The sequence below is a fragment of the Neobacillus sp. MER 74 genome (assembly GCF_023714155.1).
This window is the reverse complement of record NZ_JAMAUV010000038.1, coordinates 1-20,726: the sequence shown is the minus strand read 5'-3', so window position 1 is coordinate 20,726 and position 20,726 is coordinate 1. Positions and strand designations below refer to the sequence as shown.

The window sequence follows — 20,726 nt, the reverse complement described above, 5'->3', positions numbered from 1 at the left end:
GTGGAGTGAAACGGGGACGATTGTTAATTTTTGTTTTGGCATAAGAAAAAGCACCTCCTTTAGTTGATACATGTATCGTACCAAGAGGAGCTGCGGGTTTATATGCGTTGTTTGATTGGGGGCTTACGTTGCTTTGTATTAAATCGCAATTTTTAAAGAGATGGCAACATCCATAAATGCTACAGTAAAAATAGATTAGAAAATTCACTAATCATTTTTAGGGGGGATTTTCATGGGTAAAAAAGCTTTCTCTTTTTTTCATTTAAACTGCTTTCACCCGATTGCATGGGGATTAATTTTTGGAACGTTTCTGTCCAGAGCCGGTTTCTTCATGAGTATTCCTTTTCTGGGAATCTATTTACATGAGATAAAGGGAATTGATCCAGCAACAACGGGTGCCATTCTAGCTGTGAGTTTCTTTGTAAGTACATTTTCAAGCTTTTTTGGAGGTGCATGGTCAGACAAAATTGGTCGATTCCCAGTGATGATGTTTTCCATGTTCCTATGGAGTTTCGTTTTTATTGGTTTTACCATGGGAGAACATGTTTGGCAATTTATTCTTTTAAATGCTCTTAGTGGTTTGTGTAGAAGTATCTTTGAGCCAACCGCTCGGGCTTTACTAGTCGATTTGACTCCTCAAGAAAACAGAGTAGATGTATTTAATGCGCGATATTTCGCTATTAACATAGGGGGAGCAATTGGTCCTCTCGTAGGTTTATCATTAGGTGCATCTGAAACGACATTGCCCTTCATCATGAGTGGATTGATATATTTTGTCTATGGAACTCTTATCATTTATTGGAAAAAGAAATATGCTACATCAGTGAAAATCTCGGAAACAACGGAAAAGACTTCACTCCTATCAAGTCTAAAAATAATTAGTAGGGACAAAGTGTTTCGCTATTTTTTGATTGGTAATATTTTTGTAGCAGGGGGTTATGCCCATCTTGATACAACACTTGCACAATATTTAGGAAGTGACAAAGTTGGATTATATTCCATCTTATTCTTCACTAATGCCGCATCGATTCTGCTGCTTCAATATCCGATTATTCGGTTTATGAAAAGATATTCACCACTCACAGCTTTGAAGGTGGGAAGCTTTCTGTTTGGTGCTGGGATTGTAGGCTTTGGTATCTCACATTCTCTTATCTTATTAATACTTGCAATGGTGCTGTTTACAATAGGTGAAATTCTATGCTTTATTATCGGTGATGTGTTAATTGGTGATATTGCTCCAATCCATTTACGAGGAGCATACTACGGTGCATCAGGACTAATGTTCATTGGTCAAAGTGCAGGTGCATGGGTTGGGGGTATGCTGTTGGCTTCGTTTGGCTTTGGGTCAGGATTCGTTGTTTTTAGCATTCTAGCCCTATTAACAGTAGTGGCTTATCCATTTTTTCAATTTGGTCATCTTTTATTAAACAATAAGGATTCAATAGATCAAGCAAACTATAAAACCACTAAGGGGGCAATATAAAATGAGACAAAGGAAAAAACACCCCTTAAGTCGTAATATGACTTGCAGGAGGTGTTTTTCTTTTGGGGATTTTTTAAAAAAATTCATCTTATTTTTGTATTTTTCCGTATCATTATGTAGTCCCTATTATAAAGTAAAGCTACGTTTTTAATAAAGAAAATGTGAAAGCGTTTAATATTTTGGATTATAGTGAAGAGTTAACCTGATTGAGCAGGTGAAGAAAACAAGGCTTCAAATACTTTTTTGTTCATTCATTTTTAGGATTCAGGAGGTGGGGATTTCCCAAATTTCATACTTCAGCATGAAAGTATTCTATTAGATGATTGGGTTCAAATTAACCATTTTATAGACTAAGAGGTGTAAAGAAAAATGACAGTACTTGTTAATAGTGATCAAGTCCAAAAGCCAGGTAATAAGCAAAGTGAAACAAAAGATTTATTAAGTTCAACTCAGTTGATCATAAAAGAGGCGGTTCAAAATTTAGGGTATACCGATGATGTATATGAGCTGTTAAAGGAACCACTTAGAACTATCACGGTACGTATCCCAGTACGAATGGATGACGGGTCTATTAAAATATTTACCGGTTACCGCTCGCAACATAACGATGCAGTAGGTCCGACAAAAGGTGGAGTACGTTTTCATCCTGAAGTTAATGAGGCTGAGGTAAAAGCGTTATCGATTTGGATGAGTCTAAAGTGCGGGATTGCAAATCTCCCTTACGGCGGTGGAAAAGGTGGTATTATTTGTGACCCGAGAAACATGTCGTTTAGGGAACTGGAGAGATTAAGTCGTGGATATGTTCGTGCAATCAGCCAAATTGTCGGCCCGACAAAAGACATTCCGGCACCCGATGTGTATACAAATTCTCAAATCATGGCGTGGATGATGGATGAGTACAGTCGTCTTCGTGAATTTGATTCTCCTGGTTTTATTACGGGTAAGCCGGTTGTTTTAGGAGGGTCACACGGTCGTGAAACAGCAACAGCTCGCGGTGTAACAATTTGTATTGAAGAAGCTGTAAAGAAAAAAAACATTGAATTAAAAGGTGCACGAATCGTAATTCAAGGCTTTGGAAATGCAGGAAGCTTTTTGGCCAAATTCATGCATGACGCCGGTGCAAAGGTGATTGGTATTTCAGATGCATATGGCGCTCTATATGATCCAGAAGGACTTGATATTGATTATTTACTTGAACGACGCGATAGTTTCGGTACAATAACAACTTTATTTACTAATGTCATTACGAATCAAGAATTGCTTGAAAAAGAATGTGACATTCTTGTACCAGCTGCCATTTCAAACCAAATTACAGCAGAAAATGCTGGTCGTATTAAAGCAGCGATTGTGGTGGAGGCAGCGAATGGACCAACATCCCTTGAAGCAACAAAAATTTTGGATGAAAGAGGAGTCCTCCTTGTACCGGACATACTGGCAAGTACAGGCGGTGTCACCGTTTCGTACTTTGAATGGGTTCAAAATAATCAAGGATATTATTGGTCAGAGGATGAGGTTGCTGAAAAACTGAGAAACGTAATGGTCGCTTCCTTTGAAGAAATTTATCAAACATCACAGACCCGTCATGTTGATATGCGTTTAGCAGCATACATGGTTGGAATAAGAAAACCGGCTGAAGCTTCGCGTTTTCGGGGCTGGATATAATGCTAAAAGGTTCATAGAAACAAAGAATGTCGTGCACGAAAACTTACTGCTTGATTAAAAGAAAATGTCAAAACGCTTAATATTTTGGGTATTTGTTTTTAGGTAGGAAGAGGATAACCCTGTAATGATGTATATATAACGTAAACAGAGTACTTCATCAATGGAGGTATTTGTAAAAATTATTGCAGAAGACTTAAAAAGCGGTGAGCGTAAGATAGCAGCGACTGCCCTCTTAACATTTGTTGCACTTGATGAACATGAACGCCCAACGCGTGTTCCACAAGTTATTCCGGAAACAAAAGAAGAGAGAAAATTACACGAAACTGCTCCAGCGCGAACAAGAATCCGCAAAGAAAGAAAACAAAAAAGTAAAGAACTAGCCTCATTTTTAACTACAAATTAGCTCATGAATTAACATAAAAGTTTAAAGCCTGTATCAAATAGGATCAGGCTTTTTTCTTTTTCTAACTATTGCTCCTCTGCTTCAGCTACTGTATAAGAACCTTATTATGATAACTAGAAAATCCACTACTTGAATGTCAAAGTAGTGGATTTGTTTTTGATAAGTATGCAGGATTCTACCGGAAAAAATCTATAGATATTCAGACCATAAGGGGTTTAAAGGTATGATTATATGGCCTTTTCCTCTTCTAAGGTAGAATCAACTTGAGAGAGTTCCCAACATTCAATGTTCTCATGATTCTTAATAGTATCTTTATAAAATACGGGATCTTTACCATCCTTTTTCTGTTTAATGTAATCGTTTAATGCACTAAATGCTACTTTTGATAATAGGAGAATGGCAATTAGGTTTACAATCACCATGAAGCCCATAAATAAATCAGCTAAATCCCATACAAGTTGAATCTTTGCAACTGAACCGAATATAATCATGGCGAATACGCTTATTCGGTATAGCATCAACCATGCTTTACTTGTATGTAAAAAGCGAATGTTTGTTTCCCCATAATAATAGTTACCAATTAACGCACCGAATCCAAAAAGGAAAATAAAGATGGCAAGACAGCCTGATGCCCATGAACCGATATGTTCACTTAATGCTGCTTGTGTAAGTGCAATACCATTTAGCCCAGGTTGTTTGTAAGCATCAGAAAGTAAAATAATAAATGCTGTGCTTGTACAGATAATCAGTGTATCAATTAATACCCCAAATGCTTGAATAAGTCCTTGTTTTACCGGATGACTTGTAGTTGCTGTTGCGGCAACGTTTGGCGCACTCCCCATACCAGCTTCATTCGAGAATAAGCCACGTTTAACTCCATTCATGAGCGCAGCTCCAAGTGAACCACCTGCCACTTGTTCAAAGCCAAACGCGTTTTTAACAATAAGAGAAAGAATTTCCGGCATTTTTGTTATGTTCGCAGCTATGACAAACAATGCAACACCAATGTATAACACAGCTAAAAGCATAACCTTGTATTCAGCCAGTTTTGCAATACTCTTTACACCGCCAAAGATAATCGCACCGAAAGCAAGTGCCATGATAATCCCTACAGTTAAACGATCTGTACCAAATGAGTTCTCAAAAGCAATCGTAACAGTATTTGATTGTACAGAATTGAATACAAGACCGAAAGAAAGCGTAATTAAAATGGAGAACAATACTCCCATCCAACGCTTGTTTAATCCTTTTTCCATATAATAAGATGGGCCGCCGCGGAAACCGTCTTTATCTTTTACTTTATATATTTGTGCTAACGTACTTTCAATAAAGCTGGATGCTGAGCTAATAATAGAAATAATCCACATCCAAAATACCGCTCCAGGACCGCCTAATGCAATCGCAATCGCAATTCCTGTAATATTACCTGTTCCAACGCGTGCAGCCATACCAATACAGAACGCTTGAAATGGCGAAATGCTGTCTTTAGAACCAGTTCTCCCCTCCATTAAAACACGGACCATTTCCTTCAACATTCGAAACTGTACAAATTTCGATTTAAATGTGAAATAAAGACCCAATAAAACTAGCATAATAATCAATAACTTTGACCATAGAAAATCATTTGAAAAGCTAATAATAGCATGTAGTAATTGTTGCATGTGTATCACTCCAGTAAAAGTTTAGTAGTTTGATATCTAAAAATAAAGATCTAGCGACTTAGTGTCTTCCTTTTATTACTTGGCAGAAGCAAAGTTTCTGCATATGCTTGCTAGAAAATACTTAGATCCCATTCTTGTGCTATATGCTTCAATAACATAACACCTGTTAGGCTATTCCCATATTCATCAATAGCTGGTCCATATATACCAATACCACATCCATCTTGAAAAGGCAGTTCACTTCTGATGTTTGGAGGAACTAACGCCATTATGCCCCCAGATACACCACTTTTTGCTGGCAACCCGACAAATGCCGCAAATTTACCCGAAGCATTGTACATTCCGCAAGTAAGCATTAAGGCTTTGGCTAATTTAGCTACTTTTTTGGGCAGGACCTGTTCTTGACGAAAAGGATGATATCCATCATGTGCAAGAATCAGTCCAATCAAGGCTATGTCTTCTGTGGTTACTTCTATTGAACATTGTTTCATGTAAACCTCTAAAGCTGCCTCCACATCCGATTCTAAATAATCCGTTTCCTTTAAATAGTAAGCTAAAGCTCTATTTCGGTAAGATGTTTTCCACTCAGATTGATACACTTCCTCATTAATAGCCGGACGTTTTCCTATCAGTTTTTCGATTAATTGATAAAGAACTTCTAATTTTTTGTTTGAAGTTTCTCCTGGCAGTAGTGAAGCTATGGTAATCGCCCCAGCATTAATCATTGGGTTAAACGGCTTTCCCGTCTTATGCATTTCTAATCGAATAATGGAATTAAAGGCATCCCCAGTTGGTTCTACATCAACTCTCTCTAACACATAAGAAATTCCACAGCTCAAGCATGCGGCTATAAAGCTAAGCACTTTTGATATACTTTGCAATGTGAAAGGTACTTCAGAATCCCCTGACTTTATCGCTGTTCCATCCGGTCTTATAATGCAAATGCCTAAATGCGATACGTTTTTCGTTCTTAAAGCAGGAATATAATTGGCGGTTTGCCCTTTAGTAGCAAAGGATCTATAATGTGCAACCCATTCATCTAAGAAAGCATTCCTTTGGCTATAAAGCTTATCGTTTTGGCCTTTAATCATCCCTTCAGCCATATCCTTCCACCTCTCTAATTTTTTGAATGAAAACTTCCTGCCTTTAATACCTTCTGCAGAAGAAATAATAATAGACTGGTATAAAGACATGAAAATTGAATACCTTAAAGCGCTTTCAGAATATTTCCATAAAAACGTAGCTTTAATTTATGATTGAAACTATATAATCCAACTGAAAACTACAAAAAAACTAAAAAATATATTTCAAAAGTGGGATTAGCCCAATTAGTAATAGATTTCTTATAAATCATTTTAGCGTTGTATTGAGGTCGATGAGACTGTATACTGATTTCAAATAAAACTAGGGAGGTGACTTCTTGAACCTAAGTTCTTTAGTTAAAAAAGATGTCTATATTCTTGTTCTAATGGTATTAACCGTTCCACTGGCAGGTGAAATAAAGTTTTATCCTTTAAATGAAACATTTCGAGTAAGCTTAGGTGCCCCGGCATTTTTCTTTTTTTGTTACTGCTACAGAAAACACCAGCAGTTTTACCGGGTTTTTTAACAGGAACGGCAGTTGTTCATTTTCGCATTCTTTTAGACCTTTTTGAGCAGGAGAATTTTGACTGGACATCTTCCTTCCAAGCCCAATATCCCAGTTTTTTCTATTATTTCACTTATTCTTTGCTCTTTTTTTTAGTGAAAACAAATCGCTTTCAAAATAGACCCTTAATGATCGGATTTATTGGCCTTTTAATCGAAATTTTGTCCGACTTGGTTGAACTAATGATTCAATATTTCGTATTAGAAACAACGATAACATTCACGAAACTAAGTGAGATCATCATGATCGCGTTCACCCACAGTTTTATTGTTCTTAGCTTTTTTAATATGATGAAATTGTATGAAGTACAGAAGAGGGAAAGACAAATTAGAAAACAAAATGAACATATGTTCATGCTTATTTCCAATTTATATGAGGAAAAGATTTATTTAAAAAAAACATTAAAAAATGTAGAGAATATAACAAAGGAATCTTATCATTTATATCGCAATTTAAAAGAACAGGAACAACGACATCATGTATTAAACCAGCAGTTTAGTCAAAAGTTATTACGTATTGCTGGTGAAATTCATGAAGTTAAAAAAGATAACCAACGAATTTTTGCAGGGCTCTCAAAATTAATTACTAATGAGAGTTTTCAAGACTATATGAATGCTGCTGAATTAATTCAATTAATTATAAAAATAAATAAAAAATATGCCGACTCACTAGGGAAAGAGATTAAATTTTTATATTCCGTAGAAGGGAACCATCCCAATTATCATGTTTATACCGTGTTATCTCTCATCAATAATTTAGTAGCGAATGCAGTGGAAGCAATTATAGAGAAGGGAAGCGTTCGTTTAAGTCTGCGTAAACTTAGTGATACTGTTGTATTTCAAGTTGCTGATACTGGACCTGGCATCCCTGGAAAATATGAAAATGCTATCTTTCAGCCTGGATTTACCTCGAAGTATGATCATTTAGGAACACCTTCAACAGGGATTGGACTTTCATATGTAAAAGAAGTAGTGAAAGACCTTGAAGGAGAGATCCTATTCCAGAATAATCATAGCAACGGCGTTGTTTTTTCAATCGAGTTACCAATTATTAATTTGATACAGAAAGGGTAAGGGTGGTTCCATGCGTTTTTTTATAACGGATGATGATAGTGCTATTCGTTCAATCTTAAGCCAAATAATTGAAGACGAAGATCTGGGAGATGTGGTGGAGGAAGCGGAAGATGGCTGCCTACTAGAAGGAAACATTTTGAATTTAAAACAAATTGATATTTTATTTATTGATTTATTAATGCCAATCCGCGATGGTATTGAAACAATTCGTCATATAAAAGGTGAGTTTTCAGGAAAAATTATCATGATTTCACAAGTTGAATCAAAAGAACTAATTGGTGAAGCTTTCTCTCTCGGAATCGATTATTATATTAGCAAACCAATTAATCGGATTGAAGTATTAACAGTTATTCGAAAAGTAATGGAACGGATCAATTTAGAAAGATCGATTAATGTTATCCAAACCTCTTTAAATAGTTTATTAAATTTGAATCAGCCAAAAGTTGATAAATCCAATATTTTAAATGAAAAAAGAATTCTAGAGGTCGGGGAATTTCTGTTGGCTGAATTAGGGATCGTAGGAGAAAGTGGGCATAAAGATTTAATAGAAATTCTTCAATATTTATTTAAGTATGAACTTACACATACTTTTGAACAACATTTTCCAACCCTTAAAGAGATATTTGTACAAATATCGAAAAAAAAACTTGGACTATCAGCTGCACAAGTTGATATTACTCGAGAGATAAGAGCTTCAGAACAACGCATTCGCAGGGCGATTACTCATTCGTTAAATTATTTTGCGTCTCTAGGTTTAACAGATTTTTCAAATCCAAAGTTTGAAAATTATGCTTCAAAATTTTTTGATTTTACCGTCGTCCACCAAAGGATCAAGGAATTGCAAAAAAATACAACAATACAAGCAACTCAAACTGGAGTAAATACCAAAAAATTCATTCAAGTATTTTTTTATGAAGTGAAACGCCTGAATTCAGAGGAAATATTTAAGTATAGGTAGTTATTATTGGATTAAAAATGAAATGGTGTAAGATTAGTCCGAACAAAAACTCAATCACAAAGTAACTAATTAAAACTTCATTATATCAATAATTTTCATAATTTATAATTAAACTGTTATTATCCCTAGCCTCTAACTTCAAAACTGCTTGAGCCTGCGTGCCAGGTTGTAAGTTTCGTATTCGGTAGAATCCACATCAGTTCTTAAATTTATTTATAAGTCCCAGCAAAGTATAAAATCTAAAAACAAATCCTCTCAAATTATCTTTTACAGTTGGAATGCCAGGACATATCCTTATTGGAGTGTTCTGGCATTTTTTGTATTATTGGACCATAATTAAATAGTAAAATGGGTGAGAAACTAGTATCAAATGGATTGACCTAGCACCGCCAAATTGATGAAACTTGATGTCAGTTATGATTGATTCTTTATAATAGTTAAAAGATATCTCAATGTATTTCCAATTTCTTGATATAATATTTTCGATAGATCTAAAATAATAATCTCTTGGAACAAGAATAACCGTCATATCTAATATGTATAATGGGTATTAATGGATATTTGGACAATGGAAAGAGGTCTTGTAATGAAAGACAAGTTAATACATATGAGGGACAAGCTCAATGACATTAGTCGGCGGAATCGTTCGATTCGATTATTGAAGCTTTATAATAAATGGAGTTTTGATTTAACTGATCTGGATAACCTCTCAAGATTATCTAAAGAAAAGGTAAGTATTGATATAGTAGAACAAATCATTCATCAAACCAAGAATGATGTCATCCTACTTAAGCCAACTATTACTAATGAACTTTCAATGAGTCTTTCAAGAAAACTCACGGATTTATATCGAAATATTAAGGGAATTGAAGACGAAACAGGTATTCATGATTTTTACCTGGGGTTTCCGTTTTTGTCAGGCACCTTGTCCGATGGCACGTTTTTTCAAGCGCCATTATTTTTATATCCGATAAGGCTAGAAAAGAACAATGTGAATGCTCAAAAATGGGTGATAAAAATAGATGAAGGTGGTCCTCAAATCAATCGGACGTTGTTCTTAGCATTTAAAAAGCTAAACAACCAAACATTTACAGAGGATTTCTTTGATCAAGCTGCGGAATTAGCAACGGAGTATAACTATGAAGAGTGGCTCCAATTTTTAAAAAATCATGAAATGAATGTGTCCTTTACACCTAAGGGTATTAGCAAACTGAAGGAATATAGGAAGGAAGAGGTTCCGGAAACAGCAGGTTTCACTTTGTTGGAGAATGCAGTAATCGGGAATTTCCCACAAGGCGGGTCTTCGCTTGTTAAAGATTATGAGGAACTCATTGTCCGATCAGAAGAAAGTGATTTATCCTTAGCTGGCGATTTAATCGAACCGCAGGATAAGGATTTTGAGACTGATGGGGAACCTAGCAAAACAGAAAAGACGAATAATAATCCCCCTGACATTTTAAACCTATTACAAGCGGACGGGTCACAAGAAGAGATTATTCAAGAAGCTCGATATAAAAAAGGGATTGTTGTCCATGGACCGCCTGGAACAGGCAAATCTCAAGTTATTGTTAATCTGATTACGGATGCGCTTCAACAGGAGAAGAAAGTACTCGTTGTTTGTCAAAAGCGTGCGGCTTTGGATGTCGTATACCAACGTCTGGATGGATTGGGCTTAAGTAATCATGTTGCGCTTGTTCACGACGAAAAGAATGATCGGAAAAAGCTTTATGCAAAAGTGGGAGCGGTTCTAGAGCAAAATCAGGTGTCTTTTGAGAATGCGATGAATCAGTTATCTTCTACTTCCAAAAAATTATCCTCACAAGAAGAGTTATTGAACAGTATTGCTTCTGCCTTATACAGTTATCAAGACTTTGGGCTAAGATTATACGATTTGTATGGATTAGCGAAGCCAATCGGGGAAACCACGCAAATTGTTGATCTTCACGAGGTGCTGCCGTCTATAAATAAAGATTTGTTAGTGGATATCTCAGAAAAAGTGTACACCTATGCGGAATGGTATGATCGTTTTGGTGATGAGGATTTCCCGCTTAAAGAGCGTAAAACATTCGCTAATTTTAATATGAAAGAAAAATTGGAAGCGATCGAGCTATTGAATGATCTTGTAGATAAAGCGAAACAAGCGGTCGAATTCCTCGACTCCCTAGATCATGAAAAAATTACGCCAGCGTACACGTGGCTCATCGAAAATAAGTTGGAGAAGATTTATCCCGATTTAGAGGATGGCACGAAAAGAACCTTACAAGGTTTAAGACTTTGGTGGTGGACATCTGTTTCGGGTAAGAACATTATTGAAGAATTACTTGATGGGGAAAAATTTAAAGGAACAAGTTCGTCAGAATGGCTTAAGATCAAGAAATCTTTAGTTATTATGCATCAGTTGGGTATAGTGACAAAAAGAAACAACCGCAAGCCCCTGCATTCATGTATGGAGTAAGGTTGTTTATTTATTTATTTATTTATCTATTTTTAGAACAAACGTTCCTTTTCTATTGGTATTAGATAGAATAATTGATATAATAATGATATGAAAAATCTAATTCAATATAAAAGTAATAATAATGTAGTGTATTCTTGTAAATATCATGTGGTTTGGTGTCCTAAATTATAGTAGGAATGTATTGGTAGATGGAGTAGATGAAAGGCTTAAATCTATTCTATTAGAGGTTGCAAAAGAGACAAAATCTGAAGTAATCGAAATGGAAATTATGCCAGATCATGTTCATTTACTTGTTGAATGCAATCCGCAATTTGGAATTAATAAACTTATAAGAATGATGAAAGGAAGAAGTTCTCGATACCTACGTAACGAATTCCCATGGTTAAAAAGTAGAATTCCTTCTATATGGACTAAAAGCTATTTTGTTTCTACTGTTGGCGGAACACCCTTAGATGTTGTAAAACAGTACATAGAAAATCAAAGAGGAGTGTAAAACCATGGTAGCATCTACCGAAAGAACGCCTTCTTTTATCGCAACGATTCGATTAAGAACGAATGCACAGGAAGAAAAGGTGATTTTGATGTTATCTGATTGTGGTAGACAGCTTTATAATGCTTGTTTAGGAGAAGGTTTGAAGCGGATTAAGGCTATTCAAAACACCAAATTATATAAAGAGACTGTCCGATTATCTAAAACTTCGGAAATAGATATAGAAAAGCGGAGAGCTAATTTTAAACATCTTAATGCGACGTTTAGTTTTACAGATTATTCGATCCAATCCTTCGGGACAAAAACAAAGAATTCATCGAAGTTTATTGCGGAACATTTAGGGACCCACGTATGTCAAAAACTCTCAACTAGAGCCTTTAAGGCTGTGCAAAAATTTGCTTTTAAGAAAGCGAAAAAGGTAAGGTTTAAACGAAAGGGGGAATTTGTCTCCTTAGAAGGCAAAAACAACAAAACTTTTCTAACTTACTCGAATGGGTATGTTTTTATCAGGAAAACACTTTCGTTAAAATGCCTCATCGACCCCAACGATCAATGGATGCAACATGCCCTAAACCATAGAATAAAGTATTGTAGACTCATTAAAAAAGAAGTGAAGGGGAAAAATCGCTTTTATGTTCAATTGATTCTTGAAGGATCCCCCCATCGTAAATATGAATTAGGTAAGGAAGAGGTTGGACTAGACATCGGTCCTTCCACGATTGCAATTGTAGGGGAATCGAAAGCCGAATTAAAGGAATTTTGTGAAGAAGTGGTAGTAATCGATAAGGAAAATAAACGAATCAATCGGAAAATGGATCGGCAACGACGAGCCAATAACCCCAATCACTATCAAAGCAATGGCGTGATGAAAAAAGGTAAAAAGAAGTGGACCACCTCCAAAAGATACATAAAAACGCGTGCAGAACACAGAGAATTGGAACGTAAAATTAAAGAAGTAAGAAAACAGCTCCATGGTCGAGATACCAATCAAATCCTACAACTAGCGTCCTCCATTCAAACAGAGAAACTCTCCTATAAAGCTTTTCAAAAAATGTTCGGAAAAAGTATCGGTAGAAAAGCTCCAAGTATGTTTTTGAAAATGTTAAAACGAAAAGTGGAAGCACAGGGTGGCAGTTTTCGAGAGTTTCCGACTTACTCCACAAGATTATCGCAGACCTGTCATTGTGGAGCTATTAAGAAAAAAAGACTCAAGGAACGCTGGCATATCTGTGAATGCGGGGTCGTGGCACAACGTGATTTATACAGTGCATTTTTAGCTAGATATGTAACAAAATCAAATCAAGTAGTTCTTCAACAGGCTGAAAAAGAGTGGTTTCAACTTTCCAATGTTTTAAATGATTGCATTTCCAATTTAAAAAACATGAAAGTAGAAAGAAAATTGATCTCAACATTTGGTGTATAAATTCCTAAGAGATTAATAGGTTAAATCTCTCGGTGCAGACATACCCCGAAACAGTCAATAAGTTGTGAGTGGCAAGGGAATCCGAGCCCATGTAAATAATCTTGTTTTGATTATTTGCATTAGAACGATTTCGGCTGTCGAAGCCTTTTAGACCAAAGTGAAGTCCATCTTTTATAGTAAATATAGAATTTGGAAGAGCCACGGTTGTTTAAAGGTGGAACCCCCTTCATTTATGATGGGTGAGTGTCAGAAAAGCAATGGCAGAAGAGGTAGACAAGCTAAAAAAATATCTTCAGGATTCAAAAGTAAACAGTTTAAAAACGAGAATATCAGAAGGTGATATTCCGTTAAATGAACTAGATAAAATGGTTGAATACATCCATCGTGATTTTGAAGAACTGCAGTTAATGGATGTTTACTGGAATCAATGTTCTGAGGTCGAGAAGAAAGTGCTTCTTCTCCTTCAACAGAAAACATCGAAGAATGAAATAACGCTTTCTGATTACTGGGTGGATTTATTAAAAAACTCCGCCTACGTCCAATGGATTGATCAAACGGAAAGGAAACATCCACAGGTCCAGAAAATCTCAACGAATAAATTTTCAAGAATTAGAGAATCCTTTGCGGGGCTTATTGAGGAAAAAAGGAAGGTTGGGACACAGTTTTTAATTCATAACCTTACCAAAAAAGTGGATACCGTTCAAACCACTCATTCAAGGAATATAAGAGAGCTAAAACATCAGGTCGGTAAGAAGCGGCAAGTTTGGCCGCTGCGGAGATTAGTGAATGAATTTGCTGGCAATGGTCTCGTCGATATTATGCCTGTGTGGCTCGCTTCACCGGAAATTGTTTCGTCTATTTTTCCATTACAAGAAGGATTATTTGATTTAGTTATTTTCGATGAGGCTTCCCAGTGTACGGTAGAAAGTGGGATTCCGGCAGTTTACCGGGCTAAACAAGTCATTATTGCTGGGGATGAGAAACAATTGCCACCGTCTAATCTGTTTCAATCCTCTTTTGTTAATGACGATGATGAGGAGGAAGAATACGATACAGATGATTCCATTAGTTTGCTAAATTTAGCGAAAAGAAGGTTTTCTGAAAGGCTGCTTCAGTGGCACTATCGCTCTAAATATGAAGAGTTAATCAATTATTCCAATCATGCATTTTACAACGGGCACGTACAAATAGCACCCAATGTGATTCCATTTAAAAACCCACCAGCGATTAAATGGAAAAAAGTCGAAGGAAGATGGGTTAACCAGTCCAATGAAGTGGAAGCGGTTGAAGTCGTCAACATTTTTAAAGATATATTAATCCATCAGCCTGGAAAAACCGTAGGGATTATCACGTTTAACTCCAAGCAGCAATCGAAAATTCAGGATCAGATTGATCAACTAGTGAGTGAAGATGAGGAATTTAGCTCCGTTTACAATCAAATGTTAACCAGGGATCTCGATGAACGCGTCTTTGTAAAAAATATTGAAAATGTGCAAGGGGATGAAAGGGATATTATCCTCTTCTCAATCGCTTATGCGAAAAACGAGGAAGGTAAGGTGTATAACCGGTTTGGGATGCTGAATCAAAAGGGTGGAGAAAATCGTATGAACGTTGCGGTCACACGGGCTAAAGAAGGAATCACGGTGGTTTCAAGTATTGAGCCAGAAGAATTGAATGTGGCAAGCACTTCGCAAATAGGTCCGAAATTACTGAAGGCCTATCTAAAATATGTACGGGCTGTTTCTAATTCACAAGTGGAGCAGATCAATGCTGTTGTCCAAGAAGTCAATGAAAATGTAAATACCCATGTACAGGAAAAAGAATTACACTTCGACTCACCGTTTGAAGAGCAAGTGTATCATCAACTACGAAGCCTCGGGTATGAGGTTACCACCCAGGTAGGGATGTCAGGTTACCGCATTGACATGGCCATTGTTCACCCGCAGGATTCTTCCCGATATATATTGGGAATCGAGTGCGATGGAGCCATGTATCACAGCTCCGCAAATGCGAAGGAAAGAGACGTTTACCGCCAGCGGTTCCTAGAAAGCAGAGGCTGGACCATCGAACGGATTTGGAGTCGAAACTGGTGGAAGAACTCTTCAGCGGAGATAGAGAGAATAGATCAGAAAGTCAAGGAATTGTTGAAGAAGGAGTCTGTAAAAGAGAAAGTTATCAATTAAATATTAGATTATTAACGGAGTGCAAGGTAAGTGCCATTAATGTGGGATTCCCTTGCACTCTCTTTTGTTGTATGTCCTTTGACCATCGATTTTAGGGCTAATCCACCTGAATATATGCTACTGTTTCACAGGGAGACTGCCCCCAATATCGAGCTTGGAAATCCAATCAAATTCCTTCCCCCTAAAACATTTGCATTTGCTCGGTTGAACTGTTTTCTTTATTATTCAAGGAAACATATCCTAATGATTTATACCCACTTTGACGCTTTTCAAACATTGTCTTTAATATAGGTACATGGACATCAACATAATCGAAAACTTTAACTTCCTGCTTGTTAGAGTGAATTCGGTGCAACCGTCCAACGTATTGCTGAAGGGTCCCTTTCCAAGATATTGGCATGGCTAAAAATAAAGTGTCCAAACGGGGATCATCAAAACCTTCACCAATGTATTTACCGGTTGCAATTATGAGTCGCTCTTCGTTATCTGGAATCTTAGCCAGGCGTTCCAATTCCATCTTCTGTTCTTTTTTATTCATTTTCCCTGTAAGGACAATAATGTTTTTGGCAAACCCTTTAAATTTATCACGAAGGAATTCAAGATGTTCAATTCTCTCCGTCAAAACAAGAGGGGAACTTCCTTTATCTAATTCATTTAAAACATCGTCAAATAGTAATTGATTTCGCTGTTCATCCTTTGAAATGGAATGGTAGATTTCTTGAAGATTAGTTGAATTTGATCTGAAATTCGTATATGTCGGTATTAATGTATGTTTAAAAGGGCGAATTTTCGCTTGTGCTTTTGCATCAGTTTTGTAGCGTACGGGGCCACACTGCATAAAGATAATGGGGTGCAATCCGTCCTTTCGAATAGGTGTAGCTGTCAGCCCATACACATACTTAGCGCGGATACGTTTTAATACTTTTTCAAAGCTGTAAGCAGAGATATGATGGCATTCGTCAACAATAATCTGTCCATATTGAGTAATAAATGATTTTAACTCACCCCTAGAATTTAGGCTTTGAATGGTAGCTACATCAATTTGTCCAGATATATTCTTTTTGCCGCCGCCAATTTGTCCTATGTCTTTGGATGATACATCGAAGAAGGTAGATAAACTTTCCACCCATTGTTGAAGGAGTTGGGTCCTATTCACAATTATTAAGGTATTAATTTTCCTTCTAGCTATAAGTGCCGCAGCGGTAACCGTTTTTCCAAAACCTGTAGACGCTGCTAGAGTCCCATTTTCATGTTCCAGTAATTTTTGGATGGCATCTTCTTGCTGCGATGTAAGTTGTCCATTAAAGTTAACTTGAAGATAATCTCCTTCATATGATTCATTTTCTATTTCAAGTTCAATGGAATAACTTTTTAACAGTTTTTCTAATTCTTCATAACAGCCACGGGGAAGTATTAGATATTCAGAATTCTCTTCATAGCAGATAATCACCTTTTGAATCCCATAGGTTGACATTCGCTTGGACTGCGCTTTATAAAACTCAGGATTATTGAAAGTAGCTAATGCCATCATTTTTGATAAAATTTCAGAAGGAATTCCATCTTTTCGGATATACAAGCCGTTTTTTAAAATGACTTTGATTTTCTTTGGGATTTTTATATTCAAACTTGGTTCATTTACTTGTAATTGTCCAAGTGTATTTAAAACGGCTGAAATATCGTGTTTATTCATTTTTTCAATAGAAGATAAATACAGCCATTGATCCTCAAAGGGTATAAAATTTTCATCAATAAATACACTATTCCCTTCATTCTTTGAATGGAGCTGAAGTGGCAAAGCGATAAGATTGCCAAATCCACCGCTAGGAAGTATATCTTGATTTGGCAGCATACGATCAAATGAGTCAAACCCAATTTGATGTCTTCTTTCATGTGTTTTCGTTAAAAGATACATCCCAAGTTTTCTGGCTAAAGCTGCTGAAACTTTTTCTGAAAAGAAGATCCATACATGTGCACCTTTTCCTGATCGAGATCGTTCTATGTATACGGGAATATTACTATCTTTGCATTCCTTTGCAAATGCCAAAACGTCTTGTTGCCAGTTTTGTTTATCGAAATCAAATGCAAGAAAAAAACATGAATCATCTTGAAGAAGAGGGTAAATTCCGACTGTTTTTTTTCCACTCAGATGGTTAAATAATACTTGATCGTTAAGGGGAGTTAACCTTCGATGCTGACAGGCGGAACATTTAATTTGTGGTTTTTGACATAATGGTTTTTGCCATTCCAAATCGCAAGCTGGGCTGTAACCACTCTTCCCATTAATAGATTCATATCTGTATGCAAATACATCTGTTCTTCCCTTAAATAAACTTTTAAAAACATTAATTTTATCTTTTGGTAAGGACCGATTACTAATTATGTTTGCATCGATTGTAATTTCTGCTTTTTCTTCTCGTTGATGCATCATATTTGATAGCAACCGTTTTAAGTGTTCATTTTCTTTTTTTAGCTGATTTAACTCTTTCATTAATAAATCATATTTCACTTTTATTACCTCAAAATATTATAGTTTTGTATGAATCAATTATACGATAATAGGAAAGTCATTTTCAAAACATGTAACATTGAGAGGATATGCAGACTTAAAGGGAGTTAGGTTTAATTTGTTAAATTTTAGTGAAGCTCGCATAATATTCAACAAAAGTTAATAAAGAAATGCTATTATTTTCTTGCTATTACATTTCACTATATTCTCAATTCCTCTGGCATTTTTCAATCCATAAAACTCTTTCTTTAATAAATCCCCATTAAAATCCAGCTCAATTTCCCATTTTATAAAACGTCCATTAAAGTTTTTCAACATTTTAATTAAGTATTTCTCATTCGAACGAAATTCTTAACATTACACAAAGGCAAGTGTATATGATTAAAGGATAGGAGTGGTAGACAATGGCATCACACATCGATCATGACCGATTATTTAAGGAATTGCTGTCAACGTTTTTCGAAGAATTCATTCTGTTATTCTTTCCCAATGCTTATGAGGAAATTGACTTTCATGATTTCCGTTTTTTATCAGAAGAAATTGTAACCGATGTAACGGAAGGGGAAAAATATCGGCTAGATCTTTTAGTTGAAACAAAACTAAAAGGTAAGATGGATTAATCGTTATCCATGTTGAAAGCCAAGCTCAACACCAGCACAATTTTAATGAAAGAATGTTTATCTACTTCGGACGCCTCTATGAAAAATACCGCAGAAGGATCCTTCCGATTGCTATCTTCAGTCATGATTCAAAAAGACAAGAGCCTGACTCGTTTTCAATTGATTTTCCATTCTTACAAGTGGTGAACTTTCAATATTTTACGATTCATTTAAATAAGGAAAATTGGCGAAACTACCTTCGCCAAGATAACCCAGTCGCAGCGGCGCTGTTAAGTAAAATGGGTTATACTAAAAGGGAGAAAACAGAGGTAAAAGTGGAGTTTTTATTTATGCTGCTCCGCTTGAAATTGGATCCAGCAAAGCAAACCTTAATTATGGGTTTTTTTGATACCTATTTACAGTTAACAGAAGAAGAGGAACAAAAAGTTATTGAAGAGGTGAGGGAAATGAGTGCAAAAGAGGCCGATAAGGTGATGGAAATAATTAATTCATATGAAAGACGGGGAAGAGAACTTGGAAATCAAGAAGGCCTTGAGAAAGGCAGACAAGAAGGTAGGCTGGAAGGAAAACAGGAAGCAATTAAGATGGTTGCTATAAGGATGAAAGAAAAGGGTAAGCCAATTCAAGAGATTGCTGAAATAACAGGGCTGGAAATAGGAGAGATTGCGCGGCTGTAGGATGGGGGTCAGGCACCTTTTTGGGTAATCCGTTTGGACAAGCCGCTTCAGCACAGGTCTTTGACCCGATATTCTCAGTTGTCGAAAAACTGAAGTTTTAATTCATCATCGTGACTCCGTCTGACTGATGAAAACAGAAATCAGCCAAAGCTTTGCTGCCTATTATAAATTTGACTATATTCGCGAAAAAGGAAAAGAAATTGTGTCAGACACAATTGTTCCAGCCTATCAAATTTACCAGGGAGCCGAAGCCGCGTGGGTGTGACCCTTCATGCAACAAATGTTCATCTAATGTAAACAGCACCATCCACACTCATTGGAATGGTGCTGTTTCTATTTAAAGAGATAACCTCACTTGATTTTGTCACAGTTCACCGTAACGCATCTATATGTGGTTTTAACTAGCGCTATTTATGAGGAATATAGGAATAATCTCTCTTTTATACCATCCAAGACTTCATCCGGCATTTCCCTGACCTTGATATCCCCACCTAGGAAAAGCAGCCAATTGGTTATTTCGGCCATTTCTTCTTTGTTATTTACATTGATAAAAGTCTTTAGAACGGCTGTGGTTTAGTAAGGATCCGTATAGGAAATGGAAACTTTTAATGGATGATATTTTTTGAACTGGGCAATCGCTCTTGGGCCCAATTCAAGGACCAGATTGATTATATTTTCCTGCTTGTTAAGTCTTTCAAAAATCCTTTTCTCACTTAGTCTTTGCTTCGTAGTGTATGGTTCTACATTGGTGAGATTGTCGACAGGAAAAATTCGTTGCTTCTCTTCCATTAAGTCAAAGCCTTCAATCAGCCAAAAGCTTTTTTCACGATACAGGTGTAAGAGATAAATGGGTTAAGACTTTATTTATCCTCAAGAAGAAAAATGGCTGGTTCCTGGGGAGGAAAAGTTCTTTAGAATTCAATAGTTCTATGTCACCGTTTTTCAAGAGGAATTATGTAGTTTGTCGTATAAGTATATATTAAAGTTTTTGGAGGTAATGGAATGGGTGAAAATGTAGATAACGATCGTTCTTATAAAACATATACATTGATGGGTGCGGATCGGAAATTTTATAAAAGTGAAACCCCAGGTACATACGGTGGTCATCGCAAAACAAAAGTATACGGTACAATGGATTGTCCTGCGGCTTTAAGGGCTCTTGCTAAATATGGAGACTTAAAGGTAAGGGTGTTTTTTGCGGATGAGGAAACCGCGATTAAAGCTGGATTCAGGCCCTGCGCTGCATGTCTAAACCCTCAATAACTCTTATTGGAGTAGTCGAGGGCTCAAAAGTCTATATCAAAGATATGAATTTCTACGTCAAACTTAATTGAACCGCCGTATACCGAACGGTACGTGAGTCTGTCTAACAATTTTAAATTTGTTTTGAACATTTAGAAGAAAATGGATATTAATGTCGAATACATTAAGTAAAGGAGATGTTAATATGCCATTTATTCTTGGGGAAGATAGAAAACAAA

General features: G+C 36.4%; 10 protein-coding genes and 5 pseudogenes. 11 read left to right on the top strand and 4 right to left on the bottom strand.

Annotated elements, in window-relative coordinates; translation table 11 throughout:
• Positions 1 to 232: 232 nt before the first annotated feature.
• The 3 genes and pseudogenes from M3610_RS26610 to M3610_RS26600 all read left to right on the top strand — a co-directional run.
• Positions 233 to 1,483 carry an MDR family MFS transporter gene (locus M3610_RS26610; RefSeq protein ID WP_251463494.1) on the top strand — a complete coding sequence of 417 codons (1,251 nt, stop codon included), beginning with the start codon at positions 233 to 235 and terminating at the stop codon, positions 1,481 to 1,483.
• Between the two features lie 369 nt (positions 1,484 to 1,852).
• Positions 1,853 to 3,145, top strand: coding sequence for a Glu/Leu/Phe/Val family dehydrogenase (locus M3610_RS26605; protein ID WP_251463493.1), 1,293 nt, complete (start codon positions 1,853 to 1,855; stop codon positions 3,143 to 3,145).
• Between the two features lie 154 nt (positions 3,146 to 3,299).
• A pseudogene (locus M3610_RS26600) lies at positions 3,300 to 3,548 on the top strand (acyl-CoA thioesterase); the annotation flags it as partial.
• A 227-nt stretch (positions 3,549 to 3,775) separates the two neighbouring features.
• Here the strand turns inward: M3610_RS26600 and M3610_RS26595 are convergent.
• Positions 3,776 to 5,209, bottom strand: coding sequence for an alanine/glycine:cation symporter family protein (locus tag M3610_RS26595; protein WP_251463492.1), 1,434 nt, complete (start codon positions 5,207 to 5,209; stop codon positions 3,776 to 3,778).
• Between the two features lie 110 nt (positions 5,210 to 5,319).
• A complete protein-coding gene (locus M3610_RS26590) occupies positions 5,320 to 6,300 on the bottom strand; it encodes a glutaminase (protein WP_251463496.1) in 981 nt (326 codons plus the stop codon).
• A gap of 377 nt (positions 6,301 to 6,677) precedes the next feature.
• On the opposite strand from M3610_RS26590, the pseudogene M3610_RS26585 reads away from it, so the two are divergent.
• From M3610_RS26585 to M3610_RS26560, 6 genes and pseudogenes are all read left to right on the top strand, one after another.
• Positions 6,678 to 7,930, top strand: a pseudogene (locus M3610_RS26585) (ATP-binding protein).
• Positions 7,931 to 7,940: 10 nt separating this feature from the next.
• The gene (locus M3610_RS26580) at positions 7,941 to 8,888 is read left to right on the top strand and encodes a response regulator (protein WP_251463491.1); all 948 of its coding nucleotides are present in this window, start codon (positions 7,941 to 7,943) and stop codon (positions 8,886 to 8,888) included.
• 586 nt (positions 8,889 to 9,474) lie between these two features.
• Positions 9,475 to 11,343 (top strand): DUF4011 domain-containing protein, encoded by a 1,869-nt coding sequence (locus M3610_RS26575; protein ID WP_251463490.1) that lies wholly within the window; start codon positions 9,475 to 9,477, stop codon positions 11,341 to 11,343.
• A gap of 90 nt (positions 11,344 to 11,433) precedes the next feature.
• Positions 11,434 to 11,839: pseudogene (gene tnpA / locus M3610_RS26570) on the top strand (IS200/IS605 family transposase).
• Positions 11,840 to 11,843: 4 nt separating this feature from the next.
• Positions 11,844 to 13,259 (top strand): transposase, encoded by a 1,416-nt coding sequence (locus M3610_RS26565; RefSeq protein ID WP_251463489.1) that lies wholly within the window; start codon positions 11,844 to 11,846, stop codon positions 13,257 to 13,259.
• A gap of 239 nt (positions 13,260 to 13,498) precedes the next feature.
• The gene (locus M3610_RS26560; protein ID WP_251463488.1) at positions 13,499 to 15,442 is read left to right on the top strand and encodes an AAA domain-containing protein; all 1,944 of its coding nucleotides are present in this window, start codon (positions 13,499 to 13,501) and stop codon (positions 15,440 to 15,442) included.
• Positions 15,443 to 15,623: 181 nt separating this feature from the next.
• Here the strand turns inward: M3610_RS26560 and M3610_RS26555 are convergent, their stop codons facing one another.
• Positions 15,624 to 17,948: a TOTE conflict system archaeo-eukaryotic primase domain-containing protein gene (locus M3610_RS26555; protein WP_311315863.1), complete on the bottom strand. Its 2,325-nt coding sequence runs from the start codon at positions 17,946 to 17,948 to the stop codon at positions 15,624 to 15,626.
• 404 nt (positions 17,949 to 18,352) lie between these two features.
• Here M3610_RS26555 and M3610_RS26550 point away from each other — a divergent pair.
• Positions 18,353 to 19,245, top strand: a pseudogene (locus M3610_RS26550) (Rpn family recombination-promoting nuclease/putative transposase).
• 411 nt (positions 19,246 to 19,656) lie between these two features.
• Here the strand turns inward: M3610_RS26550 and M3610_RS26545 are convergent.
• Positions 19,657 to 20,097, bottom strand: a pseudogene (locus tag M3610_RS26545) (WYL domain-containing protein); the annotation flags it as partial.
• A gap of 150 nt (positions 20,098 to 20,247) precedes the next feature.
• Here M3610_RS26545 and M3610_RS26540 point away from each other — a divergent pair.
• On the top strand, positions 20,248 to 20,508 hold the full coding sequence (locus tag M3610_RS26540) for an Ada metal-binding domain-containing protein (RefSeq protein ID WP_098573484.1): 261 nt from the start codon (positions 20,248 to 20,250) through the stop codon (positions 20,506 to 20,508).
• Positions 20,509 to 20,726: the final 218 nt, after the last annotated feature.